19 protein-coding genes and 5 tRNA genes are annotated in these 22,883 nt (G+C 62.8%); 7 read left to right on the top strand and 17 right to left on the bottom strand.

Features of this window, described 5'->3' with window-relative positions:
- The first annotated feature begins 139 nt into the window (after positions 1-139).
- The 3 genes from ACFSNN_RS21775 to aceA all read left to right on the top strand — a co-directional run bounded on the left by ACFSNN_RS21775 (position 140) and on the right by aceA (position 4,332).
- Complete coding sequence (locus ACFSNN_RS21775; RefSeq protein ID WP_134455687.1) at positions 140-409, top strand: acyl-CoA-binding protein; 270 nt, start codon at positions 140-142, stop codon at positions 407-409.
- Positions 410-939: 530 nt separating this feature from the next.
- Positions 940-2,568, top strand: a complete 1,629-nt coding sequence (locus ACFSNN_RS21770; protein ID WP_134455686.1) for a DEAD/DEAH box helicase — start codon at positions 940-942, stop codon at positions 2,566-2,568.
- A gap of 459 nt (positions 2,569-3,027) precedes the next feature.
- Positions 3,028-4,332 (top strand): isocitrate lyase, encoded by a 1,305-nt coding sequence (aceA, locus tag ACFSNN_RS21765; protein WP_134455684.1) that lies wholly within the window; start codon positions 3,028-3,030, stop codon positions 4,330-4,332.
- 248 nt (positions 4,333-4,580) lie between these two features.
- On the opposite strand, the gene ACFSNN_RS21760 is transcribed toward aceA, so the two are convergent.
- A complete protein-coding gene (locus ACFSNN_RS21760; protein WP_012433480.1) occupies positions 4,581-5,015 on the bottom strand; it encodes a universal stress protein in 435 nt (144 codons plus the stop codon).
- Positions 5,016-5,197: 182 nt separating this feature from the next.
- Positions 5,198-6,100, bottom strand: coding sequence for a LysR family transcriptional regulator (locus tag ACFSNN_RS21755; protein WP_106279585.1), 903 nt, complete (start codon positions 6,098-6,100; stop codon positions 5,198-5,200).
- A gap of 151 nt (positions 6,101-6,251) precedes the next feature.
- On the opposite strand from ACFSNN_RS21755, the gene ACFSNN_RS21750 reads away from it, so the two are divergent.
- Positions 6,252-7,052, top strand: a complete 801-nt coding sequence (locus tag ACFSNN_RS21750) for a haloacid dehalogenase type II (RefSeq protein ID WP_134455683.1) — start codon at positions 6,252-6,254, stop codon at positions 7,050-7,052.
- 82 nt (positions 7,053-7,134) lie between these two features.
- Positions 7,135-8,745, top strand: coding sequence for a malate synthase A (gene aceB / locus ACFSNN_RS21745; RefSeq protein WP_134455682.1), 1,611 nt, complete (start codon positions 7,135-7,137; stop codon positions 8,743-8,745).
- Between the two features lie 176 nt (positions 8,746-8,921).
- On the opposite strand, the gene ACFSNN_RS21740 is transcribed toward aceB, so the two are convergent.
- Positions 8,922-9,323 (bottom strand): gamma-glutamylcyclotransferase family protein, encoded by a 402-nt coding sequence (locus ACFSNN_RS21740; RefSeq protein WP_134455681.1) that lies wholly within the window; start codon positions 9,321-9,323, stop codon positions 8,922-8,924.
- A 90-nt stretch (positions 9,324-9,413) separates the two neighbouring features.
- Positions 9,414-9,908 (bottom strand): ribonuclease E activity regulator RraA, encoded by a 495-nt coding sequence (gene rraA, locus ACFSNN_RS21735; protein ID WP_134455680.1) that lies wholly within the window; start codon positions 9,906-9,908, stop codon positions 9,414-9,416.
- A 168-nt stretch (positions 9,909-10,076) separates the two neighbouring features.
- Between rraA and ACFSNN_RS21730 the strand changes: the two genes are divergently transcribed.
- Positions 10,077-10,976 carry an AraC family transcriptional regulator gene (locus tag ACFSNN_RS21730; RefSeq protein WP_134455679.1) on the top strand — a complete coding sequence of 300 codons (900 nt, stop codon included), beginning with the start codon at positions 10,077-10,079 and terminating at the stop codon, positions 10,974-10,976.
- 175 nt (positions 10,977-11,151) lie between these two features.
- Here ACFSNN_RS21730 and ACFSNN_RS21725 read toward each other — a convergent pair whose 3' ends face one another.
- The 7 genes from ACFSNN_RS21725 to gltX all read right to left on the bottom strand — a co-directional run bounded on the left by ACFSNN_RS21725 (position 11,152) and on the right by gltX (position 14,076).
- On the bottom strand, positions 11,152-11,616 hold the full coding sequence (locus tag ACFSNN_RS21725; RefSeq protein WP_012433487.1) for a GNAT family N-acetyltransferase: 465 nt from the start codon (positions 11,614-11,616) through the stop codon (positions 11,152-11,154).
- Positions 11,617-11,757: 141 nt separating this feature from the next.
- A tRNA-Asp gene (locus ACFSNN_RS21720) sits at positions 11,758-11,834 on the bottom strand.
- Between the two features lie 92 nt (positions 11,835-11,926).
- Positions 11,927-12,002 (bottom strand) — tRNA-Glu (locus tag ACFSNN_RS21715).
- A 61-nt stretch (positions 12,003-12,063) separates the two neighbouring features.
- A tRNA-Asp gene (locus tag ACFSNN_RS21710) sits at positions 12,064-12,140 on the bottom strand.
- A gap of 97 nt (positions 12,141-12,237) precedes the next feature.
- Positions 12,238-12,313 (bottom strand) — tRNA-Glu (locus tag ACFSNN_RS21705).
- 155 nt (positions 12,314-12,468) lie between these two features.
- Positions 12,469-12,544 (bottom strand) — tRNA-Ala (locus ACFSNN_RS21700).
- Between the two features lie 122 nt (positions 12,545-12,666).
- Complete coding sequence (gene gltX / locus ACFSNN_RS21695; RefSeq protein ID WP_134455678.1) at positions 12,667-14,076, bottom strand: glutamate--tRNA ligase; 1,410 nt, start codon at positions 14,074-14,076, stop codon at positions 12,667-12,669.
- 406 nt (positions 14,077-14,482) lie between these two features.
- Here gltX and ACFSNN_RS21690 point away from each other — a divergent pair, with 406 nt between their 5' ends.
- Positions 14,483-15,439, top strand: a complete 957-nt coding sequence (locus tag ACFSNN_RS21690; protein ID WP_134455677.1) for a patatin-like phospholipase family protein — start codon at positions 14,483-14,485, stop codon at positions 15,437-15,439.
- A 107-nt stretch (positions 15,440-15,546) separates the two neighbouring features.
- On the opposite strand, the gene ACFSNN_RS21685 is transcribed toward ACFSNN_RS21690, so the two are convergent.
- From ACFSNN_RS21685 to ACFSNN_RS21660, 6 genes are all read right to left on the bottom strand, one after another.
- Entirely contained in the window at positions 15,547-16,212 is a 666-nt protein-coding gene (locus ACFSNN_RS21685) for a C40 family peptidase (protein WP_134455676.1), read from the bottom strand.
- Between the two features lie 137 nt (positions 16,213-16,349).
- Positions 16,350-17,981, bottom strand: a complete 1,632-nt coding sequence (locus tag ACFSNN_RS21680) for an ABC transporter ATP-binding protein (RefSeq protein ID WP_134455675.1) — start codon at positions 17,979-17,981, stop codon at positions 16,350-16,352.
- Positions 17,978-19,084, bottom strand: a complete 1,107-nt coding sequence (locus ACFSNN_RS21675; RefSeq protein WP_134455674.1) for an ABC transporter permease — start codon at positions 19,082-19,084, stop codon at positions 17,978-17,980. Before ACFSNN_RS21675 ends, ACFSNN_RS21680 begins: the two co-directional genes overlap by 4 nt.
- The gene (locus ACFSNN_RS21670) at positions 19,084-20,121 is read right to left on the bottom strand and encodes a microcin C ABC transporter permease YejB (protein WP_106313406.1); all 1,038 of its coding nucleotides are present in this window, start codon (positions 20,119-20,121) and stop codon (positions 19,084-19,086) included. Before ACFSNN_RS21670 ends, ACFSNN_RS21675 begins: the two co-directional genes overlap by 1 nt.
- 49 nt (positions 20,122-20,170) lie before the next feature.
- Positions 20,171-22,012: an extracellular solute-binding protein gene (locus tag ACFSNN_RS21665; RefSeq protein ID WP_134458774.1), complete on the bottom strand. Its 1,842-nt coding sequence runs from the start codon at positions 22,010-22,012 to the stop codon at positions 20,171-20,173.
- Between the two features lie 415 nt (positions 22,013-22,427).
- Positions 22,428-22,775 carry a hypothetical protein gene (locus tag ACFSNN_RS21660; RefSeq protein ID WP_134455673.1) on the bottom strand — a complete coding sequence of 116 codons (348 nt, stop codon included), beginning with the start codon at positions 22,773-22,775 and terminating at the stop codon, positions 22,428-22,430.
- Positions 22,776-22,883: the final 108 nt, after the last annotated feature.

Here is a 22,883-nt window from a genome sequence, read left to right as displayed (position 1 = left end):
CCACGCGCCCGAGACCGTCCGCCTTGCGCCGGAGCGCCGTCCGGTGTTTGGAATAAGCTCTCGGCCCCCGCGGCGGCATCCAGTTGTTATGATCGTCGGCCGAGTTCAATACCGATCCCGCCTGGCGGGCACAACGACAATGACTGACATCGACACCCAGTTCACCCAAGCCCACGAAGACGTCCAGCAACTGCCGGAGCGTCCGGGCAATCTCACGCTGCTGCGCCTCTACGCGCTCTACAAGCAGGCCACTCGCGGCGACGTCCAGGGCGACAAACCCGGCTTCACCGATATCGTCGGCAAGTACAAATACGACGCCTGGGCCGCACTCAAAGGCACCGCGCAGGACTCCGCGAAGCAGCAATACGTCGAACTGGTCGAATCGCTCAAGAGCGGTGCGTCGGCCTGACTCGCCCCAGATCGACGTGGGCGGCTGCAATCGGCCGCTCCCGCCCCGCGCCGCGCTTCGGAGAAGCGGCCTGAGCCACGCCGGCGCTGCGATGGCCGGCCGATGCAACCGTCCATCAAAGCCGCCCGAACAGCACCCGGCACAATTTTTTCCGCCAGGAAAACTCCTAATAGTGGCGCAGTGCAACAAAAGGCTATACAATGCTGCCTGCGCTTCACTGCTTTGCCCGGCTTTCCTCTAGCGGCCTTTGCGGCGCAGCGCCTCGTAGCGTTTAGCTCCAATCCAGTTTAGAACCTGTCCCCTCCTGCCTAGCCCCCTACGGGCGATCATGTCCCAGGCTGGCGGCACGCCGTGTTGGCATGTCGCATCCGATACAGCTTCTAACGAAAAGCTCGCCTTCATTGTCGCGAGCTGCCCCCGTTTTTCGATTTGCTCGCTGCTTCTTTGCTCGCTGAATCCGACGACTTGGGTATGCCGATTGGCGCCGACGTTTTAATTCCGTGTGTACCAAGGATTTACCAAGGATTCTCATGACTTCGAGCAATACCCCCAGCAGCCCGTTGAACGCCATCGCCGATCAAGCCCTCGGTCTCGCCGACGCACCCGCACAAGCCGCAGCCGTTGCTGCCGCTCCGGAAGCCGTCGTCGCGGAAGCCGCGGCGCCGAGCGGCCCGTCGTTCGCGTCGCTTGGTCTCTCCGCGGATGTCGTCTCCGCGCTGACCGCCGCTGGTTATCAAAACCCGACTCCGGTTCAGCAACGCGCAATCCCGGCTGGCATCGCCGGCCGCGATCTGATGGTCTCGAGCCCGACCGGTTCGGGCAAGACCGCCGCGTTCATGCTGCCCGCTATCGAGCGTTTCTCGCAACTGCAAAAAGCACAAGCCAGCCAGCCGCGTGAACCGCGTCCGGCTGATGGCGCCCGCACGCGTCGTCCGCAACCGGTTGCCCGTCCGACCATGCTGGTTCTGACGCCGACCCGCGAACTCGCCATGCAGGTCACCACCGCCGCCGCCACGTACGGCAAGCACCTCAAGCGTCTGCGCACCGTCAGCATTCTGGGCGGCGTCGCCTACGGTCAACAGCTAATGCTGCTGGCCAAGAACCCGGAAATCCTGGTCGCCACGCCGGGCCGTTTGATCGATCACCTGGAACGCGGCCGCATCGATCTGTCGCAACTGCAGATCCTCGTGCTCGACGAAGCCGACCGCATGCTCGACATGGGCTTCATCGAAGACATCGAAACGATCGTCGCCGCTACGCCGGCTACGCGTCAAACCATGCTGTTCTCGGCCACGCTCGACGGCAAGATCACCTCGCTGACGGGCCGCCTGCTGAAGGATCCGGAACGCATCGAGATCGTTCAGCGTCTGGAACAGCGCACCAACATCGCGCAAACCGTCCATTACGTGGATGACCGCGATCACAAGGATCGTCTGCTCGACCATCTGCTGCGCGACGAAGGCCTCGACCAGGCGATCGTCTTCACGGCAACCAAGATGGACGCGGACCAGCTGGCCGGCCGTCTGGCCGACGCCGGTTTCGAATCGGCCGCCCTGCACGGCGATCTGCCGCAAGGCGCACGTAACCGCACGATCCGTGCGCTGCGCGAGCGCCGTGTGCGCGTGCTGGTGGCAACGGACGTCGCCGCTCGCGGTATCGACATTCCGGGCATCACGCACGTGTTCAACTACGATCTGCCGAAGTTCGCCGAAGACTACGTGCACCGCATCGGCCGTACCGGCCGTGCTGGCCGCTCGGGTATCGCGGTGAGCCTCGTGCATCACGCCGAGCAAGGCGCGTTGAAACGCATCGAGCGTTTCGTGCGTACGCCGCTGCCGGTCAATGTCGTCGAAGGCTTCGAGCCGCGCAAGTCGGCTCCGTCGGGTAACGGCCGTCCTGGCTTTGGCGGCCGCGGCCGTCCGGGCGGCGGCAACGGCGGTGGCCGTCGCTTTGGTAGCGGTTCGGGCAAGCCGGCTGGTAGCGGTGGTGCGCGCAGCGGCAGCGGCAATGGCAGCAGCTGGGCCGGCAAGTCGGCTGGCGGCGGTTCGCGTGACGGCGGCTTCGGCGGCGGTTCGCGAGAAGGCTACGGCGGCTCGCGCGACGGTGGCTACGGCGCACGCCGCAGCGACGGCCCGCGTACGGCGCGTCGCGGCAGCTAAGTACTGAGACGGGCCCACTCTGCTTCAGGGCCTTCGGTCCGTTGCGGCGCCTATGCAGTACTGTCAGCAGTCAGCTTGAAAAGACCCGGACGGCCTCGCGCCGTTCGTCAGTCGAAAGAAACCGGTGCTCATGCGCCGGTTTTTTTTCGCCCTTCGATCGGCGCGCCCCAAATTTCACGATGTGGAAAATTTTTTTGCGTCGTAAAAAATCGTGCTGCACGGCACAAGACGGCCTATTGCAACATGGAAAAAGTCTTTTCTTAATGTGAAACACTCAACGCAATTCATTGATTTTAAATATAATTAAATATTCAAAAAGGCCGTTCGGGCGGCTGTTGCGCGATCATCGATTTGCCTAGACTCTTATACAAGACTTCACGAAACGAAACGCCTCAACCGGCTGGCCGCTTCGACGAAGAAAAGAGTCACCCATTCATACAGGCAACCAAGGAGCACACCATGTCCCGTCAAGAACAAGTCAAGCAACTCCAACAGCAATGGGAAACCGATCCGCGCTGGAAAGGCGTGAAGCGCACTTACACCGCGGAAGACGTGATCCGTCTGCGCGGCTCGGTGCAAGTCGAGCACACGCTCGCCAAGCGCGGTGCGGAAAAGCTCTGGGAAAGCGTGAACAACGAGCCGTTCGTCAACTCGCTCGGCGCGCTGACCGGCAATCAGGCCATGCAGCAGGTCAAGGCCGGCCTCAAGGCGATCTATCTGTCGGGCTGGCAAGTGGCGGGCGACGCCAACGTCGCCGGTGAAATGTACCCGGACCAGTCGCTGTATCCGGCGAATTCGGTGCCGCTCGTCGTGAAGCGCATCAACAACACGCTGACGCGCGCCGACCAGATCCAGTGGTCGGAAGGCAAGAATCCGGGCGACGAAGGCTACGTGGACTATTTCCAGCCGATCGTGGCGGATGCGGAAGCGGGCTTCGGCGGCGTGCTGAACGCGTTCGAACTGATGAAGGCGATGATCGAAGCGGGCGCCGCAGGCGTGCACTTCGAAGATCAACTGGCTTCGGTGAAGAAGTGCGGTCACATGGGCGGCAAGGTGCTCGTGCCGACGCGTGAAAACATCGCCAAGCTGACGGCCGCGCGTCTGGCCGCCGACGTCTCCGGTACGCCGACCGTGCTGTTGGCGCGCACCGACGCGGAAGCCGCCGACCTGATCACGTCGGACATCGACGAAAACGACAAGCCGTTCCTGACCGGCGAGCGCACGGTGGAAGGTTTCTACCGCACCAACCCGGGTCTCGAACAGGCGATCTCGCGTGGCCTCGCCTACGCGCCGTACGCCGACATGATCTGGTGCGAAACCGGCAAGCCGGACCTCGAGTTCGCGAAGAAATTCGCCGACGCGATCCACAAGGAGTACCCGGACCAGCTGCTGTCGTACAACTGCTCGCCGTCGTTCAACTGGAAGAAGAACCTGGACGACGCGACCATCGCCAAGTTCCAGCGCGAACTCGGCGCAATGGGCTACAAGTTCCAGTTCATCACGCTGGCCGGCTTCCACGCGCTGAACTACTCGATGTTCAACCTCGCGCACGGCTACGCCCGCAACCAGATGACGGCCTTCGTCGAAATGCAGCAGGCTGAATTCGCCGCGGCCGAAAAGGGCTTCACCGCGGTCAAGCATCAACGCGAAGTCGGCACCGGCTACTTCGACGCCGTGACGCAAACGGTCGAACGCGAGGCTTCGACGACCGCGCTGCACGGATCGACGGAAGACGAACAGTTCTTCGACAAGAAGGTCGCGTAAGCAACCGCGCGGTCTGATCGCTGGAACAAGGCAGATAGACGGTCTAAACGGCTCGGTGAAAGAGCCGCCGTCACAGGGAGGAGCAAGGCTGTCGGGGCGGGAATCAAACCGCACTCGACAGCCGAAGTCTCGCAGCGGAACTTGGGAGAGCTCGCAGCAGCAGTGGAAAGAAAGCCAGCACAACGGATTGTGCGGCGAACACAGCGCGCGCCGGCCTCACCGCCGGCGCGTTTTTTTCGCCCGCGATTTCAGCGGTACACGATCACCGGAATCTTCGTATGCGTGAGCACGCGCTGCGTTTCGCTGCCGATCAGCAGGCTGCCCAAACCGCGGCGGCCATGCGACGCCATGAAGATCACATCGCAGCCGCCCTGCTCCGCTGCTTCGATGATGCCGAGATACGGCGCCGGGTGCACGCTGGTCCGGCTGTCGACCGTGACGCCGACGCGGCGCGCCGCCATCTCCACTTCGCGCAGATGCACGCGCGCTTCACGCTCGCTGCGTTGCAGGAATTCCGAGGGCGGTTCGACCACGACGTCGGAGAACGGCGAGTACGGGTATTGCGGCAGGCACGCGTAGGCGGTCACGTGGGCATTGACGGCTTGCGCGAGATCGATGGCGCCGTCGATCGCCTTGCGTGACAGGTCGGAACCGTCGGTCGGAACCAGAATGTGCCTGAACATGATGCCCTCCGTCGCCGGCTGCGCAGAGCGCGGCCTCAGCGTCCAACGAGGCTCGGCTTTCAAGCCGCTTGAATCGATTGTAGGTCGCGGAATTGAGCGTATGAATTCGTTGAGGGTCTGTCCGCATATCGGAAACCCCTTGTTCGCGGCGATGCCATCAGCGGCGCGCCTGGCCGCCGCATTCAACCCCAGTAGTCAGGGTGCCCGTACGTATGCTTGAGAAAATCCAGAAACAGTCGCACCCGCAGCGGCAAATGACGGCGCTGCGGAAACACCGCGTGAATGCCGATGGGCGGCGCGGCGAATTCGTCGAGCACGCTGACGAGCCGTCCGGCCGCGATGTCCGTGCCGACTTCCCACCACGAGCGCCACGCGAGTCCGTAGCCTTCGAGACACCATTCGTGGAGCACCGCGCCGTCCGAGCATTCCATCGTGCCGGACACCTTGATCGACACAACCTTGTCGCCCTGCTGGAACATCCAGCCGCGTTGCTGGTTGGCGCTCGCGCCGAGCGCGAGACAATTGTGATGCGCGAGATCGGCGAGGCTGTGCGGCGCGCCGCGCCGGCTCAAATACGACGGCGACGCCACGCACACACGGCGGTTCTCGCCGAGCTTGAGCGACACCAGCGACGAATCCGGCAGCTCGCCGAGACGCACCGCGCAGTCAAAACCCTCGTTGACCAGATCGACGAGGCGGTCGGACAGGTCGAGCGTGATCGACACGTCTGGATGCGCGACCGTGAAGGCCGGCACCAGCGGCGCGACATGGCGCCGCCCGAAACCCGCCGGCGCCGACAGCCGCAAATGTCCGCTCGCCTTGACGCCGCCCGCCGACACGCTGGCTTCGGCGTTCTGCATCTCGTGAATGATGCGCTGGCAGTCTTCGAGAAAAGCCGAGCCTTCGAAAGTCAGCGTGATCTTGCGCGTGGTGCGCACCAGCAATTTGACGCCGAGGCGCTCTTCGAGCGCGTCGATGCGCCGTCCGATGATGGCCGGCGCGACGCCTTCAGCCGAAGCCGCGGCGGACAGGCTGCCTTTGGCCGCGACGGTCACGAAAGTCTCGATCTGCTTGAAACGGTCCATGGGCGATGGGCGCCGCGCCTGGGCGGGAAAGTGGTGGGTGCGCGTCAGATTAGGTGGGTGAAAGTAAAAGATCAAGTGATGTTTAGCCTCTTTTTTAGCGCCCGGCGTCACTAATACAATCCATCCTGACCTCTGACAGGAGTGCACGGCAATGTCGGCCACAACGACACTCTCCCCTAAAGCAGTGATTTTCGACGCCTACGGCACGCTTTTCGACGTGCATTCGGTGGTCGCTGCCGCGGAGCAGATGTTCCCCAGCCACGGCGACGCGCTCTCGCAGTTGTGGCGGCAAAAACAGATCGAATACACGCAGCTGCGCACGCTCGCCGATTCGGCGGACGCACCCGGTGCGCACTATCGGCCGTTCTGGGACATCACGCTCGACGCGTTGCGCTTCGCCGCGAAAAAGCTTCAGCTCTCGCTGGGGCGCACGGCCGAGAAGCGTCTGATGGACGAATACGCGTGCCTCTCCGCTTTCCCCGATGCCGTGCCCGCGCTGCGCCAGTTGCGCGACGGATCTTCCGCAAGCGGCGGCGCACCGGCAACCCGCCCGCTTCTCGCGATTCTCTCGAACGGCAATCCGCAAATGCTCGACATCGCCGTGAAGAGCGCCGGCATGACGCGCCTGTTCGACCGCGTTCTTTCCGTCGACGCCGTGCGCGCCTACAAACCCTCGCCCGCCGCTTACGCGCTCGGCACGCAAGCCTTCGACGCGCAGCCGCGCGAGATCGTGTTCGTGTCGTCGAACGGTTGGGACGTGACGGGCGCGACGTGGTTCGGCTTCACCACTTTCTGGCTCAACCGGCACAACGCGCCAGCCGAAGAACTGGGCGTCACACCGCACGGCGCGGGCGGAGGCATGACCGATCTGCTCGCTTTTCTGAAGAACCCCGCGTCGTCCGGCCGCAGCAGCGGCGCCGGCAGCCGCACGCGCCACAGCCCTGGCGCATGACGGTTACCACGGATAACGCGACGCATGGCAAACCGCATTTCAACATTTGCATCTTTGCAATCTGACCGACCAAGGAGAAAACATGGCAAGCCCGCAGTCCTCGCATTCATCGTTGCAGTTGCCGCAGGGCATGGAAATCACGGCTGAAATCAAGCCGGGCTATGACGCGATTCTTACGGGCGAAGCGCTCGAACTCGTCGCCGCGCTGCATCGCACGTTCGAGCCGCGCCGCCAGCAGTTGTTGCAGGCGCGCGCGGAACGCACGAAGCGCCTCGACGCGGGCGAGCGTCCCGACTTTCTCGCCGAAACGAAAAGCGTGCGTGACGGCGACTGGAAAATCGCGCCGCTGCCGCAGGATCTGCAATGCCGCCGCGTGGAAATCACCGGTCCGGTCGAGCGCAAGATGATCATCAACGCGCTCAATTCCGGCGCGGACTCCTACATGACCGACTTCGAGGATTCGAATGCGCCGAGCTGGGATAACCAGATCACCGGCCATATCAATCTGAGGGACGCGGTGCGCCGCACGATTTCGCTGGAACAGAACGGCAAGTCGTACACGCTGAACGACAAGGTCGCCACGCTGATCGTGCGTCCGCGCGGCTGGCATCTGGACGAGAAGCACGTGAAGGTGGACGGCAAGCGCGTGTCGGGCGGCATCTTCGATTTCGCGCTCTTCATGGTGCACAACGCGAAGGAACTGATCGCGCGCGGCTCGGGCCCGTACTTCTATCTGCCGAAAATGGAGAGCCATCTCGAAGCGCGTCTGTGGAACGATATTTTCGTCGCCGCGCAGGAAGCGGTCGGCGTGCCGCGCGGCACGATTCGCGCGACGGTGCTGATCGAGACGATCGTCGCCGCCTTCGAAATGGACGAGATTCTGTACGAGCTGCGCGAACATAGCTCGGGCCTGAACGCCGGCCGCTGGGACTACATCTTTTCGGCGATCAAGAAGTTCAAGGCCGATCGCGACTTCTGCCTCGCCGACCGCTCGCAGATCACGATGACCTCGCCGTTCATGCGCGCCTACGCGCTGCTGTTGCTGAAGACTTGCCATCGCCGCAATGCACCGGCGATCGGCGGCATGAGCGCGCTGATTCCGATCAAGAACGATCCCGCCGCGAACGAAAAGGCGATGGGCGGCGTGCGCTCGGACAAGGCGCGCGATGCCGGCGATGGCTACGACGGCGGTTGGGTCGCGCATCCGGGCCTCGTGCCGATCGCGATGGAAGAGTTCGTCAAGGTGCTCGGCGACAAGCCGAACCAGATCGGCAAGCAACGCGACGACGTGCTCGTCACGGCCACCGACCTGACCGACTTCCGTCCGGAAGCGCCGATCACCGAAGGCGGTTTGCGCAACAACATCAACGTCGGCATTCATTACCTGGGCGCGTGGCTTGCGGGCAATGGCTGTGTGCCGATTCACAATCTGATGGAAGACGCCGCCACCGCGGAAATCTCGCGCTCGCAAGTGTGGCAATGGATTCGCTCGCCGAAGGGCAAGCTCGAAGACGGCCGCAAAGTGACGGCGGAACTGGTGCGCGAGTTGTCGGCGCAGGAACTCGAGAAGGTGAAGCGGGCCGTGGGCGGCGATACCAAGCCGTATGAGCGCGCCGCGCAGATCTTCGAAGAGATGTCGACGTCGGAGCAGTTCACCGACTTCCTCACCCTGCCGCTGTACGAAGAAATTTGAGGCTGGCGTCAGGCCTCGTGGATGCATGGGTTACGGACGACGCAGTAACAAGCCCGCTTTCGCGCGTCTTTAGCACGCGGCGCGAAGTGGCTTGAGTCGCAAGGCTGACCGACCGGACGGCCCGACAGGCGTATGCCTGCCGGGCCGTTTTTTTATGCGCGTGTCATGCGTTTTGATCAGCGCGTGCTGCGGTACTCGATCCAGTCGCCCGATTTGATTTCGGGCAAGCCCTTCACCACATTCGGCGCAACCGGATAAAAGCGGCAGTTCACGACGTTGCCGTCGACTTTCACCATCACTTCGCGCGCGAGGAAACGATCCTCGACGCCCGGATAGACCGCCTCGATTTCGTCGAGCACGGCGACCAGTTCGTCGTCGATCTCGTAGACGTCGCCGATCACGTCGATGCCAGCTTCGTCGACCACGAGGCCCGGATACAAGCCGAAGTCGAACAGGTGGCCACGGACCGTGGCCGTGCCGAGCAGATTGGGCGCGGCGATTTCGTTGCGCGCCGCGGCGTGCCGGATGTCGTTCACTTCACCGGCGCGCAATGTGCCGTATACAAAGACGGTCTGCATCGTCGTTTGCTCTCCTTGAAACAGGGTTGAGTGGGGTGTGTTGCTGGGTCTGTTCGCGTTCGAGGCGCGGTTGCGGTTCAGTTCTTCAGTTCATTTGAGCGCCGCGCTTGCCACGAGCACGCCGTCGATATCCGCGTAGATCCATTCGCCAGGACGCACCAGTGCGCCGGGCAGTTGCACCGCCACGTCGCGCTCGCCGGTGCCGAGCTTCTGGCCGCGCCGCGGCGAGGTGGTCAAAGCCGCAATGCCGACGTTCACCTCGTTGAGCTCGAGCGCATCGCGCACGCAGCCGTTCAGCACGATGCCCGCCCAGCCGTTCTGTTCCGCGAGCTGCGCGAGGTTGCCGCCGACCAGCGCGCAACGCAGGCTGCCGCCGCCGTCGATCACCAGCACACGGCCCGCGCCCTTCTCCTCGAGCGTGGCCCGCACCAGCGCATTGTCTTCGAAGACCTTCAGCGTCACCGCTTCACCGCTGAAACACTCGGCGCGGCTGAAGAGGTGGAAGACCGGCTCGAGCACGCGCAACGTGCCGAGCGCCAGTTGGTCCTCGTGCGCGTCGCACAAGTCGGCTGTGGCAAAGCTCATGGCGTTCTCCTCGGGTCCGGTAGTCGGGACATTATGCAACGCCCTGTCCCTTGCAACACCTACAATGAGAAGCCCGCGGCGGTTTGCCCGCCCGCACGGGTTTTGCCTTGCGGCGCTTTCGGCGTGCTTTTGGGAGCCCGCGTTCCGTTATCGGGATCGACTTTCACCATGACTTCGTCCGCCGATTCAAACCTGTCGAGCCTCGTGCGCTTCGCCGATATTCCGCCCGAGTTCCAGCCGAACGAAACGCATCCGATCCGTGTGCGCTCGCGGCAGATGCCCTCGGGCTGGCGCATCGCGCGTCACACGCATGCGTGGGCGCAGGTGGCTTACGCGTCGCGCGGTGTGCTGCGGGTCGCGACCACCGGCACGACGTGGATGGTGCCGCCCTCGCGGGCAATCTGGGTACCGCCGCACGTGACGCACGAAGTGGTCGCCGTCGAAGACGCGTTCCTGCGCACGCTTTACATCACCGAAAGCACCGTGCCGGCCGGCCTCGATACGCCACGCGTGGTCGAAGTCTCGGATCTGCTGCGCGAAGTAATTGCCGCGCTTGACACGCCCGGCATCTCGGCTACGCGCGAGCAGTTGCTGGGCGCCCTCGCACTCGACGAACTGACCCGCTCGGAGCCGCTGCCGCTCTCGGTGCCGATGCCTAACGAAAAGCGTCTGCGCGCGCTGTGCGAAGCGGTGATCGCGGACCCGACGCATGGCGAGTCGCTCGAACAATGGGCGTCCAGCGTGGGCGCCAGCACGCGCACGATTGCGCGCCTGTTTCGTCAGGAATTGGGCGTGAGTTTTTCGCAATGGCGCCAGCAGGCGATTCTGGCGCGCGCGATTCCGCTTTTGAGCCAGGGACGGCCGCTTTCGCATGTCGCATTGGAACTGGGCTATCAAAGTCAGAGCGCGTTCTCCGCGATGTTCCGCCGTGCCTTCGGCGAAAGTCCGCGCGCGTTCATCGAGCGTGGCTCGGAACATCGGGCGGGGAATGGCGAGCACCGCGATACGGAACTGGACGACGAAATTGCGCGGGATCGCGGGGATGCGCAGAGCGATACTGGGCGGTGAGTGAGAGAGTGAAACCGCGGCGTGAAGCGCGCGCTTCAGACGCGGCGTGCCCAGCTCGGCGTCGCAAACGCTGCGGATGAATCACAGTGCCTCAGGCCCCGCCGGTCAAACTCGACGCATCAAAACCAGCGTGCGGAACACCCGCGCGGCAGACCTCGCGTCTGTTCCGCACGCCTCAAACCCGTCGCGCCAAATGGCGAATCGCACCAAGTTGCGCAAGACGCGGCCCGGCCAGCTTGTAGCCTTTGCGCTGATAGAGCCGGGCCGCAGGGTTGTCGACGAACACACGCAATTGCAACTCCCGCAAGCCACGCTCGCGCGCCCACTGATGCGAGACATCGAGCAGATACGTGCCGGCGCCGAGCCGACGATGGCCTTCGGCAATCTGCACGTCGCGGATATGCAGCGAATCGCCCTCTTGCGTGATGCGCAACACGCCGATCGGCGTGCCGTCCATTTCGAGAATGAAATTTTCCGACTCGCGCCAGCTGCCGAGAAACAGATCGCCACGCCAGACGAGATGATGGCGGCGGTAGTAACCGCCCATGTTGTTGCGAGTCAGCGCCTCGGCGAACTCGAAATCGTCCATGCTGGCTTTGCGCAGATGAAACGGTAACGGCGCTTCGGTGGGATCGAACATGGCGGGGCGACAAGGGAGAGTCGGGTCAACGGTAAAACAGGCCGCGCGCGCTGGCAATGGCTGTTTGTCCCGAGCATACCCAGGCGTGCTGGACAGTGGAATAAAAAAGCCCACTTCTTTCGAAGTGGGCTTTCTCAAATCTGGCGGAGCGGACGGGACTCGAACCCGCGACCCCCGGCGTGACAGGCCGGTATTCTAACCAACTGAACTACCGCTCCAGATTTTTGCACTGTGGCTGATGAGACCGGCTCATTCACCACTGCGTTACCGCTGCACCGTTCAAACTTCCAACGGAACGACGCCGATGTGCTGGCGTCCCCTAGGGGATTCGAACCCCTGTACTCACCGTGAAAGGGTGATGTCCTAGGCCTCTAGACGAAGGGGACAACGTACTGCTTACACCTTTAATGAAAAAGCCCGTTCAAGTTCGTATGAACGGGCTTTGTCTGGCGGAGCGGACGGGACTCGAACCCGCGACCCCCGGCGTGACAGGCCGGTATTCTAACCAACTGAACTACCGCTCCAGTTTGCCTATCAATGACTTGCGAGCGTTGGTTTTCTCTCTGCAAGCTGCGCTGCTTACTACTCGAATAAATCGAACACTAAAGCGACGCTGATGTTTGGCGTCCCCTAGGGGATTCGAACCCCTGTACTCACCGTGAAAGGGTGATGTCCTAGGCCTCTAGACGAAGGGGACATAATCTTTTCAGATTTGTCTTTATCTTGCTGCTAACTCACGCCAACTTCTGCTCCGCCAGCAGCAAAGACCGATATTCTAACTACGTTACCGCTGTTTGTGAAGTCTTTTTTGCTACAAGTTCCAGACTTCGGAACAACTTCACTCTGCTCTGATGGTGGAGGTAAGCGGGATCGAACCGCTGACCTCTTGCATGCCATGCAAGCGCTCTCCCAGCTGAGCTATACCCCCCTTGCAGAACAGAAACGAGATTCTAGAGGCCAATTTGCGCTTTGTAAATACCCTTTGAGCAATTGCATGCGACTTTTTTCAGAAGCCGCATGCAATCCCGCTCAAGGCGCGCGCGAACGCGCTCAGACCAGCGCTTTTTCGATACGGCCCACGACGACATCACGCCCGAACAGCATCAGCACGCTGTCGATCGACGGCGTATGGGTAGTGCCCGCCACCAGCAGACGCACCGGCATGGCCAGTTGCGGCATCTTGAGCTTGTGTGCGCCGAGCGTCGCCTTCAAGGCGGCGGCGATCGCTTCCTTGGTCCACTCCACGGTCTTGAGCGCGGCGGCCAGATCGGCGAGCGCCGGGCGCACCACGTCGGTCACGTGCTGCGCGAGGGACTCGGCGTCCGGCGCTGGCGTGCGGTAGAACATCGCGGCGTTCTCGGCGATTTCCTTCACCGTCGACGCGCGATCCTTCAGCAGGCCCACCACCGCCGCCAGATCGGCGCCTTGGGCGAGCGCGGCTTCGTCGATATTCAGTTCGGCGAAAAACGGCTTGGCCAGCTCCGCGAGACGTGCGTTATCCGCTTCCTTGATGTAGTGCGCGTTCAGCCACGCCAGCTTGTCGTGGTCGTATTGGGCCGGGGACTTGCCCAGATGCTCCAGATCGAACCATTCCACAAACTGTTCGCGCGAGAAGATTTCCGCGTCGCCGTGCGACCAGCCGAGGCGCGCCAGATAGTTGACCACCGCCTCCGGCAGGAAACCGGCGTCGCGATAACCCACCACGCTCATCGCGCCGTGACGCTTGCTCATCTTCTCGCCCTGCTCGTTCAGCACGGTCGGCAAGTGCGCGTAGACCGGCGGCTCGCCGCCGAGCGCGCGCAGAATGTTGATCTGCCGCGGCGTATTGTTGACGTGATCGTCGCCGCGAATCACGTGCGTGATGCGCATGTCCAGATCGTCCACCACCACGCAGAAGTTGTAGGTCGGCGTGCCGTCCGGACGCGCGATCACGAGGTCGTCGAGCTCTTCGTTCGAGATCTCGATGCGGCCCTTCACGGCGTCGTCCCACGCCACCACACCCGTGAGCGGGTTACGGAAGCGCAGCACCGGCTGCACGCCAGCCGGCGGCTCCGGCAGAACCTTGCCTGGCTCCGGACGCCACGTGCCGTCATAGCGCGGCTTTTCGCCGGCTTCGCGCTGACGTTCGCGGAGCGCGTCGAGTTCTTCCGTCGACATGTAGCACGGGTACACCAGCCCCGCATCCTGCATCTGTTTGAGCACTTCGCGGTAACGGTCCATGCGCTGCATCTGGTAGAACGGGCCTTCGTCGAAATCGAGGCCGAGCCACGCCATGCCTTCGAGAATGGCGTCGACGGATTCGCTGGTGGAGCGCTCCACGTCGGTGTCCTCGATCCGCAGCACGAAGGTCCCTTTCATCTTGCGCGCGAACGCCCACGGATAAAGCGCGGAGCGAATGTTGCCGAGGTGGATGAAGCCGGTGGGACTCGGTGCGAAACGGGTACGAACGGAGGTGGTCATTAGCGGTTACTCGGAAGACAGGCGCCGGCGCTCGGGGCGGACATCGCCCGCAAAGCGCGGCAGCGGAGCGCGCCCATTCGGCAAAACAGCGCCGTGCATGGGCACGAAGGAAAGAAATGCGAGAGGCGAATTATACCTTCGAGAAGCGTCTTACCTGCCCTCGTCCGAACGGCCAGGTGCGCCGTGCACGCGGCGCCGAACAGCGTCCGAGGGCTTCCTCTGCAACGTTTCATTACCGCGCCGCCGCTCGCCGGAAGCTTTGCTTTATGATGTGCGCGCGCTGCGGCCGGAGATGGATCCACAGCGCATGGAATCGCCGCCGGCGATGCCGTCCGTTTGACTATCCGCCTGATCGCGGCCACCAGCGACGCCGACCGCGTTGCTCGCGCCGTTGCTGGAGAACTCGTTGAAGCCCTCATCGCCTAGCCTCGCTCGCCGCAACTTTTCACTGGCCGCCGCCTCCGCGGTGCTGGCCGCCTGCACCACGACCGGCGGCAAAACCGACACTGCGCCCGTCGCCGCCACGCCCGTTACGCCCACCATCACGCCGCCGCTCGACAAGCCGCAGCGGCCGTTGCGCGTCGCGCTCGCGCTCGGCGGCGGCGCCGCGCGCGGCTTCGCGCACATCGGCGTAATCAAGGGGCTGGAGGCGCGCAATATCCAGATCGATCTGGTGGCCGGTACCAGCGCGGGTTCGGTGGTGGGCGCGCTGTACGCGTCCGGCATGAACGGCTTCGCATTGAACAAGCTCGCCCTGACCATGGACGAAGCGTCGATCAGCGACTGGGCCATGCCGTTTCGCACGCGCGGTTTTCTGCAAGGCGTCGCGCTGCAGAACTACCTCAACACGACGCTCAACAATCGTCCCATCGAGAAGATGGCCAAGCCGCTGGGCGTGGTCGCCACCGACTTGAGGTCGGGCCAGCCGATCCTGTTCCAGCGCGGCAATACGGGTATCGCGGTGCGTGCGTCGTGCAGCGTACCGTCGATCTTCGAGCCGGTGAAGATCGGCGGCCACGAGTATGTGGACGGCGGGCTGGTGAGCCCGGTGCCGGCGTCGTTCGCGCGCAAGATGGGCGCGGACTTCGTGATCGCCGTGGATATCTCGCAGCGCCCGGAAAGCGGCCTGACGGCCAGTTCGTTCGACGTGCTGATGCAGACCTTCACGATCATGGGTCAGACGATCAAGGCCTATGAACTCGACAAATACGCCGACGTCGTAATCCGCCCGAATCTGGCCGCCATGAGCGGCAGTGATTTCTCGCAGCGCAACGCGGCAATTCTGGCCGGCGAGGAAGCGGTGGCGAAGATGATGCCGGAGTTGCAACGCAAGCTGGCGGCGGCGAGCCGGGCCGCGGCCTGAGCGTCCGCGCGCGGCCCACGAAGCGGGTTCGTGCGCCACTCAAACGAAAAAAAGCCTGCTTCGAACGAAGCAGGCTTTTTTATGCCGGGAACCGCCGACTCAATCGCTTACTGATTGCCGCCGATTGTCGCGTTCACGCGCTTGCGCAGATCCTGGCCGTCCTGATACGACGCCTCGATCCGACGCGCGCCGGTGAAGCGCTTTTCCCAGTAGCCGTCATCCATGTCGTCGACACGGATCGTGCTGCCCGTGGAGGGCGAGTGCACGAACTTGTTGTCGCCGATATAGATGCCGACGTGCGAGAACGTGCGCCGCATGGTGTTGAAGAACACCAGATCGCCCGGTTTCAGGTCGCTCACCCGCACCTTTTCGCCGACACGGCTCATTTCCTCAGCGCGGCGCGGCAGCGCCATACCGAGCGTGTCCTGAAACACGTAGCGCACGAAGCCGCTGCAATCGAGCCCCGAATCCGGGGTGTTGCCACCCCAGCGGTAGCGCACGCCGATCATGTTCAGCGCGCCGACGACCACGTCGCCCGCCTTGCCGGCCATGCCGGAGAGGAACGATTTGGCGCCGCTGTCGCTAGCTGGAACGGCGGTTTGCGAACTGGGAGCGGACAAAGAATTCGACCCGTTGAGGGTCGAATATGAGGCATTCTGATTGAAACTGCTTACTTCGTCGGCGAACGCGCCGGGAGCTGCTGCCATCAAGACGCCAATGAACATCCCGGCGACGACGCGCGTGCAAGCCTGGGTTAGGTTTCTGTGCTGCATTGGTCGGTATTTTTTGCCTAAAAATCAGGGGTCTACGGAAAAAAGTTTGGTCGATACTAGCCAGTAAGTATTCACATGTCAAAAGAAATAGAAAAATACAATCGAGACACGCACCCAATTGGTGAAAAAGCGGTAAATCAATAGTCCAGTGCTGCTTTCAGCAGCTTTCGAGTGTACGGGTGGGCGGGTGTCGAAAAAATCTCCTCAACCTCGCCGCTTTCGACGATCGAACCGTTTTGCATGACCGCGACACGATGCGCCATTGCCCCGATGACCGCTAAGTCGTGGCTAATAAAAACAAAGCCAAGGTTGTACTTCTGTTGCAACCCGGCGAGCAGTTTCAGCACCTGCTGTTGAATGGAAACATCGAGCGCACTGGTCGGTTCGTCGAGAATCAGGATGCGCGGTTCGAGCACCAGCGCGCGCGCAATCGCGATCCGCTGACGCTGCCCGCCGGAAAATTCATGCGGATAGCGTTGCAGCACCGTGCGGTCGAGGCCGACTTCGCGCAATACCGAGATCACCTTGTCGCGGCGTGCTTGCGGCGTCATGGCCGGCCGGTGCAGCGCGAGCCCTTCGCCGACGATCCGCTCGATGGTCTGGCGCGGCGAAAGCGAACTGAACGGATCCTGGAAGACCACCTGCATGTTCGACCGCAGGGCGGTCTGTTCGGCGCCGCGATAACTGCCGAGCGCCCTGCCCTGAAACTCGATCTCGCCGTGCACGGTGCGTTGCAGGCCGAGCAAGGCCATCGCCAGCGTCGACTTGCCCGAACCCGATTCGCCGACGATTCCGAGCGTCTCGCCCTGGCGCACGGACACGTTGGCGTCCGCCACCGCCCGAAACCGCCCCGAACGGAACCAGCCGCTGAAGCCCGGCAGCTTCGTTTTGAAATCGACCGAGATTTCGCGCGCTTCGAGCAGCACCGGCGAAATCGGCAGCACCGGCACCACCGTGCGTTGCGGGCGGCTCGCCAGCAGACGTTGCGTGTACGGATGCTGCGGCGACTCGAACACCTGCTCGACCGGCCCGCTCTCCACCAGAACGCCCTTCTCCATCACCGCGATGCGTTGCGCGAAATGGCGCACCAGGTTCAGGTCGTGCGTGATCAGCAGCACGGCCATGCCGCGTTTTTCCGCCTCGTCGCGTTGCAGTTCCAGCAGCAGGTCGACAATCTGCGCGCGGATCGTCACGTCGAGCGCCGTGGTCGGCTCGTCGGCGAGCAGCAGACGCGGCCGGCACGCGAGCGCCATGGCGATCATCGCGCGCTGGCGCTGGCCGCCTGAAAGCTGATGCGGATAACTGTTCACGCGCTTGCCCGGTTCGGCGATGCCCGTGCGTCCCAGCAGCGCCACGGCGCGCTTGCGCGCCTCGTTTGCGCTCACGCCGTCATGCACGACGATGGTTTCCGCGATCTGGTCGCCGACCGTGTAGAGCGGATTGAGCGCGGTCATCGGCTCCTGAAAGATCATCGCGATGTCCGAGCCGCGCATACCGCGCATCTCGCGCTCGGTTTTGCCGAGCAGGTCCTCACCGTCGAAACGGATCGAACCCCTCACCTGCGCGTCGCTCAGCAGCCGCAGGATCGACAGCGCGGTCACACTCTTGCCCGAACCCGATTCGCCGACCAGCGCCACGCGTTCGCCGCGCTGGATCGCGAGCGTGACGTCGCTCACCGCGACGGTGTCGCCGAAACGCACGTGCAGATGGTCCAGTTCGAGCAGCGGCGGCGTGGTCTGTGACGCCGTGTTTTGCAAGTTCTCGCTCATTGATTGCCTCCGGCGCGCATCGCATCGGAGATGCGGGTATCGAGCGCATTGCGCAGCGCGTCGCCCATGAACGTCAGCAGCAACAGCATCGCCACCAGCACGCCGAAGGTGGACAGCGAAATCCACCACGCGTCGAGATTCGCCTTGCCCTGTGCGAGCAGTTCGCCGAGGCTCGGCGTCGGCGACGGCACGCCGAGGCCGAGAAAGTCGAGGCTCGTCAGCGCGAGAATGGCGCCGCTCATGCGAAACGGCAGAAAGGTGATCACCGGCGTGAGGCTATTGGGCAGCACATGCCGCCACATGATCTGCCAGTTCGACAGCCCCATCGCGCGTGCCGCGCGCACGTAGTCCTGGTGGCGATTGCGCAGAAACTCCGCGCGCACGTAGTCCGACAGGCCGATCCAGCCGAACAGCGAGAGCAACACGATCAGCAGAATGAAGCCCGGCTCGAATATCGATGAAAAGATGATCAGCAGGTAAAGCTCGGGCATGGCGCTCCAGATTTCGATCAGACGCTGCCCGACGATATCGGTACGTCCTCCGAAATAACCCTGCACGGCGCCTGCCGCGATGCCGAGTATCGTGCCGATCAGCGTCAGCACGAGTCCGAATTCCACCGACACCCGGAAGCCGTAGAGCAGACGCGCGAACAGGTCGCGGCCGCGGTCGTCGGTGCCGAGCCAGTTGTCGCGCGACGGCGGCGCCGGGTTTGGCGCCTTCGAAAAGTAATTCAGCGTGTCGTAGTAGTAGCGATTCGGCGGATACAGCGCGAAATTACCCGGCGCGTCGAAACGATGCTTGATATACGGATCGAGATAATCGGCCGGCGTCGGAAAGTCGCCGCCGAAGGTGGTCTCGGCGTAGGTCTTGAACATCGGAAAATACAGGTGGCCTTCGTAGCGAACCACCAACGGTTTGTCGTTCGACCAGAGCGGTCCGGCCAGACTCGCCGCGAATGCCACCACGAACACGATCAGGCTCCAGTAGCCCAGACGCTGTTGCCGAAAACGCTGCCACACGCGGCGCGCCGGCGAAGGCGAGACGAACGCGCGCGCCGGTTCGGTGCGCGCCGACGCATCGGCGGAAAGACGGGCTCGATTCATCAGCGCTCCAGTTGTTCGAATTGGATGCGGGGATCGACCCACACATAGCAGAGGTCGGAGATCAGCTTGGTCGCGAGTCCGATCAGCGTGAACAGATACAGCGTGCCGAGCACGACCGGGTAATCGCGCCGCACCACCGATTCGTACGACAGCAGCCCCAAGCCGTCGAGCGAGAACAGCGTTTCGATCAGCAGACTGCCGGTAAAGAACGCGCCGATAAACGCAGCCGGAAAACCGACGATCAGCGGCAACAGCGCATTGCGGAACACGTGCTTCCACAGCACGCGCTTTTCAGACAACCCTTTGGCACGCGCGGTCAGCACGTATTGCTTGCGGATCTCATCGAGAAAAGCGTTTTTCGTCAGCATGGTGACGACCGCGAAACTGCCCACCACCGAGGCCGTGATCGGCAACGCGATATGCCACAGATAGTCGAGAATCTTGCCGGCTACGCTTAGTTGCGCCCAGTTGTCCGAAGTAAGATTGCGCAGCGGAAACAGCTGCAGAAACGTGCCGCCACCGAACAGCACGAGCAGCAACACGCCCAGCACGAAGCCCGGAATCGCGTAGCCGACCAGCACGACGAGGCTCGTTGCGACATCGAAGCGCGAGCCGTTGCGCACCGCCTTTGCAATGCCGAGCGGCACCGATATCAGATAGGTCAGAAAGAACGTCCATAAGCCGATGCTGATCGAGACCGGCAGCTTGGAGACGATCAGCGACCACACGCTTTGATGACGGAAATAACTCTGACCGAGATCGAAAGTGGAGAAGCGCTTGAGCATCAGCACATAGCGTTCGAGCGGCGGTTTATCAAACCCGTATAACGCTTTGAGTTGCGCGATCTGCTGCGCGTCGACGCCGTTATGCGCGCGCAGACCGAACGGCGCGCCGTTTTCCGCGCCTTTGCGCAACTCGTGCTGCATCTGCTCGACCGGGCCACCGGGAACGAACTGGATCACGACGAAGGTCAGCGTCAGCACGCCGAGCAAGGTCGGGATCATCAGCAGCAGGCGTTTGAGGATGTAGCTCCACATGGCGGTGTTTCCGGTGCGAAGGCGGTGAATGAATGAGGCGTCAGCGGGGTTAAGGTTGCGCCGGCGGCTGCGATTGCGACGGTGGCTGCGCGAACCACCACATCGACGTAATCCAGCCTTCCGCCGAATAGTACAGGGGCAGCGTTTTGGGCCACGCAAGACCGCGCTTGAACGCCACCCGATGCGTGGCGCTGTACCAATGCGGCACGACATAGTAGCCATGCATCAGCACACGGTCGAGCGCGTGCGTCGCGTCGATCAGTTGCTCGCGTGTTTGCGCATGCACGAGCGCATTCAGGATCGCATCCACGACAGGCGACTTCAGCCCGATCATGTTATCGGAACCCTGCGTATCGGCGGCCTTGCTGCCGAATCGTTCGATCTGCTCGGAGCCGGGCACCTGCACATCCGGCATGCGGATCGTGGTGGTGTCGAAATCGAAGGCGTCCAGACGCTTTTGATAGACCGCGAAATCCGACACGCGAAACGTGGCCTGGATGCCCAGCTTCTGCAGATTGCGGATGAAAGTCGCGACGATCGGCTCCATCTGCGCGGACGAACCGGAGTCGTCGAGAATCTCGAAGCGGAACGGCTCGCCGCGGGCGTTGCGCAACGCGCCGTCGCGGTAGGTCCAGCCGGCCTGCTGCAACAGCGCGCGCGCCTCCAGCAGATTGGCGCGCAGCGAGCCGGGCGGGTCGGTGTCCGGCTGCTTCGGCGGCGGCCCGAACACGGCCGGATCGAGCTTCGCGCGCCACGGTTCGAGCAAGGCCAACTCGCCCGGCGAAGGCAGACCCTTCGCCTGCAGATCGGTGTTGGCGAAGAAACTGTCGATACGCGTGTACTGATTGAAGAACAACTGGCGATTGAGCCATTGAAAGTCGAGCGCGAGATCGAGTGCCTTGCGCACGCGCACGTCCTGAAACAAGGGCCGCCGCGTGTTCAGCATGAAGCCCTGCATGCCGGTGCCGTTATGTTGAGGAAACACCTGTTTGATTAGTTCGCCGCTGTCGAATTTTTTGCCCACGTCACGCCGTACCCAATTGCGCGCGACGTACTCGACCAGTGCGTCGTACTCGCCCGCCTTGAACGCCTCAAGCCGCGCCGTGTTATCCGAATACAGCTTGTAGACGATGCGATCGAAGTTATTCATGCCGACGCGCACCGGCAGCGCCGCGCCCCAGTAATTCGGATCGCGCCGATAGGTGATGGTGCGGCCGTTGTCGTATTGCTCGATCAGATAAGGCCCGCTGCCGATCGGTTTTTCGAACGCGAGCTGGTCGAATGGAATGCGGCTGCCGTCCGGCTTCATCCCCCACTTGCGCGAGAACACCGGTAGGCCGCCTGCGAGAAGAGGCAACTCGCGATTGCGCTGGTGAAACTCGAAGCGGATCGTATGCGGATCGACCACCACCGCGCGCGTGATTTCGCCGAAGATCGAGGCGAATTGCGGCGCGGCCCGCGGGCTTTTCAGCGTGTCGAGCGAGAACTTGACGTCGTCGGCGGAGACTGGATCGCCGTTTGAAAAGCGTGCGCGCGGATTGATGTGGAACGTCACCGAGAGGCCGTCCGGCGCGATGCTGATGTCGTCAGCGAGCAGCCCGTAGGCGGACGCCACTTCGTCGCTGCTGCCGACGGTGAGGCTTTCGAACATCAGGTCGACACCCGGCGCCGTATTGCCGCGCAGCGTGAAAGGATTGAATTTGTCGAAGCTGGTAAGGCGGCTCGGATTGGCTAGCACCAGCGTGCCGCCCTTGGGTGCATCCGGGTTGACGTAGTCGAAGTGCTTGAAATCCGCCGGATACTTCGGCTCGCCGTATTGCGCGATCGCATAGACCGCATGCGCCTGAGGCGCCATGAGAAGACCAGCCACGGCCAGCACGCCGCACATCATCGCGGTGCTGGCGGAGCGCCATGTACGCGGCGCAATCGCGAGGCCGGCACGCGAGGGTCTATGAATCACGCTGCACCAGAGTGCATGAGGCGTTGGAACCCGTCGCGAGCCAGTTGTCATAGGGGCCTTGTTGGTGAGTGGGCAAGTGCAGTGTGAGAGAATTCTACCCAATAAACCCGCGCGATCCGCACGTCTGTTGCGCACGACGTCGACGGGCGCGGCGCGTCGATCCGACCGGGAGATTCCATGGGTTTCCTCGCTGGCAAACGCATCCTGACGAGTCGTCCGCGTGAGTGCGTGGCGCTTCGTACTCGCGGCCCGTTTTGCGGGCTTGTCGCAGAAGCCCAATAAAAAAACCGCCCACTTGGGCGGTTTTTCTTTGAGCTCGCGATTCGATCAACCGCGGCCTGGACGCTTAGTGCCAGCCGCGATGATTGTCGTAGTGGTCGCGGCCGTAGTTGTAATGGCCCGGGGGATGATGACGGTACCAGTCATCACGCGCCCAGTAGCGGCGGCCGTCCCAGTAGCGGTCGCCGTGCCAGCCGATCACGATCGCCGGGCCGCCGTAGTACACGGGTGCCGGTTGATAGACGACCGGCGGCGGAGGCGGCGGAGGCGGTGCGTAGACCGGTGCCGGCGCAACATAAACCGGCGCCGGGATGCCAATGTTGACACCCACATTAAGGCCGCCGGCCATTGCAGCACCCGACGCGCCCAGCGCGAATACCCCGATCAAAAGTGGAACAAGACGAGCGGACTTCATTGATCACCCTTTGGAAGAATGTGTTGTTGGCGGAAATATAGCGCAAGGCGCCGCACCGCGTATTTCAACTTTGTAATAACTGATGCATAACATCGCGCGGATGGTCGC

Source organism: Paraburkholderia dipogonis (assembly GCF_042680985.1).
GTDB classification, from domain to species: domain Bacteria; phylum Pseudomonadota; class Gammaproteobacteria; order Burkholderiales; family Burkholderiaceae; genus Paraburkholderia; species Paraburkholderia phytofirmans.
The sequence above is the reverse complement of the archived record's forward strand: the minus strand, read 5'-3'. Positions and strand labels throughout refer to the sequence as shown.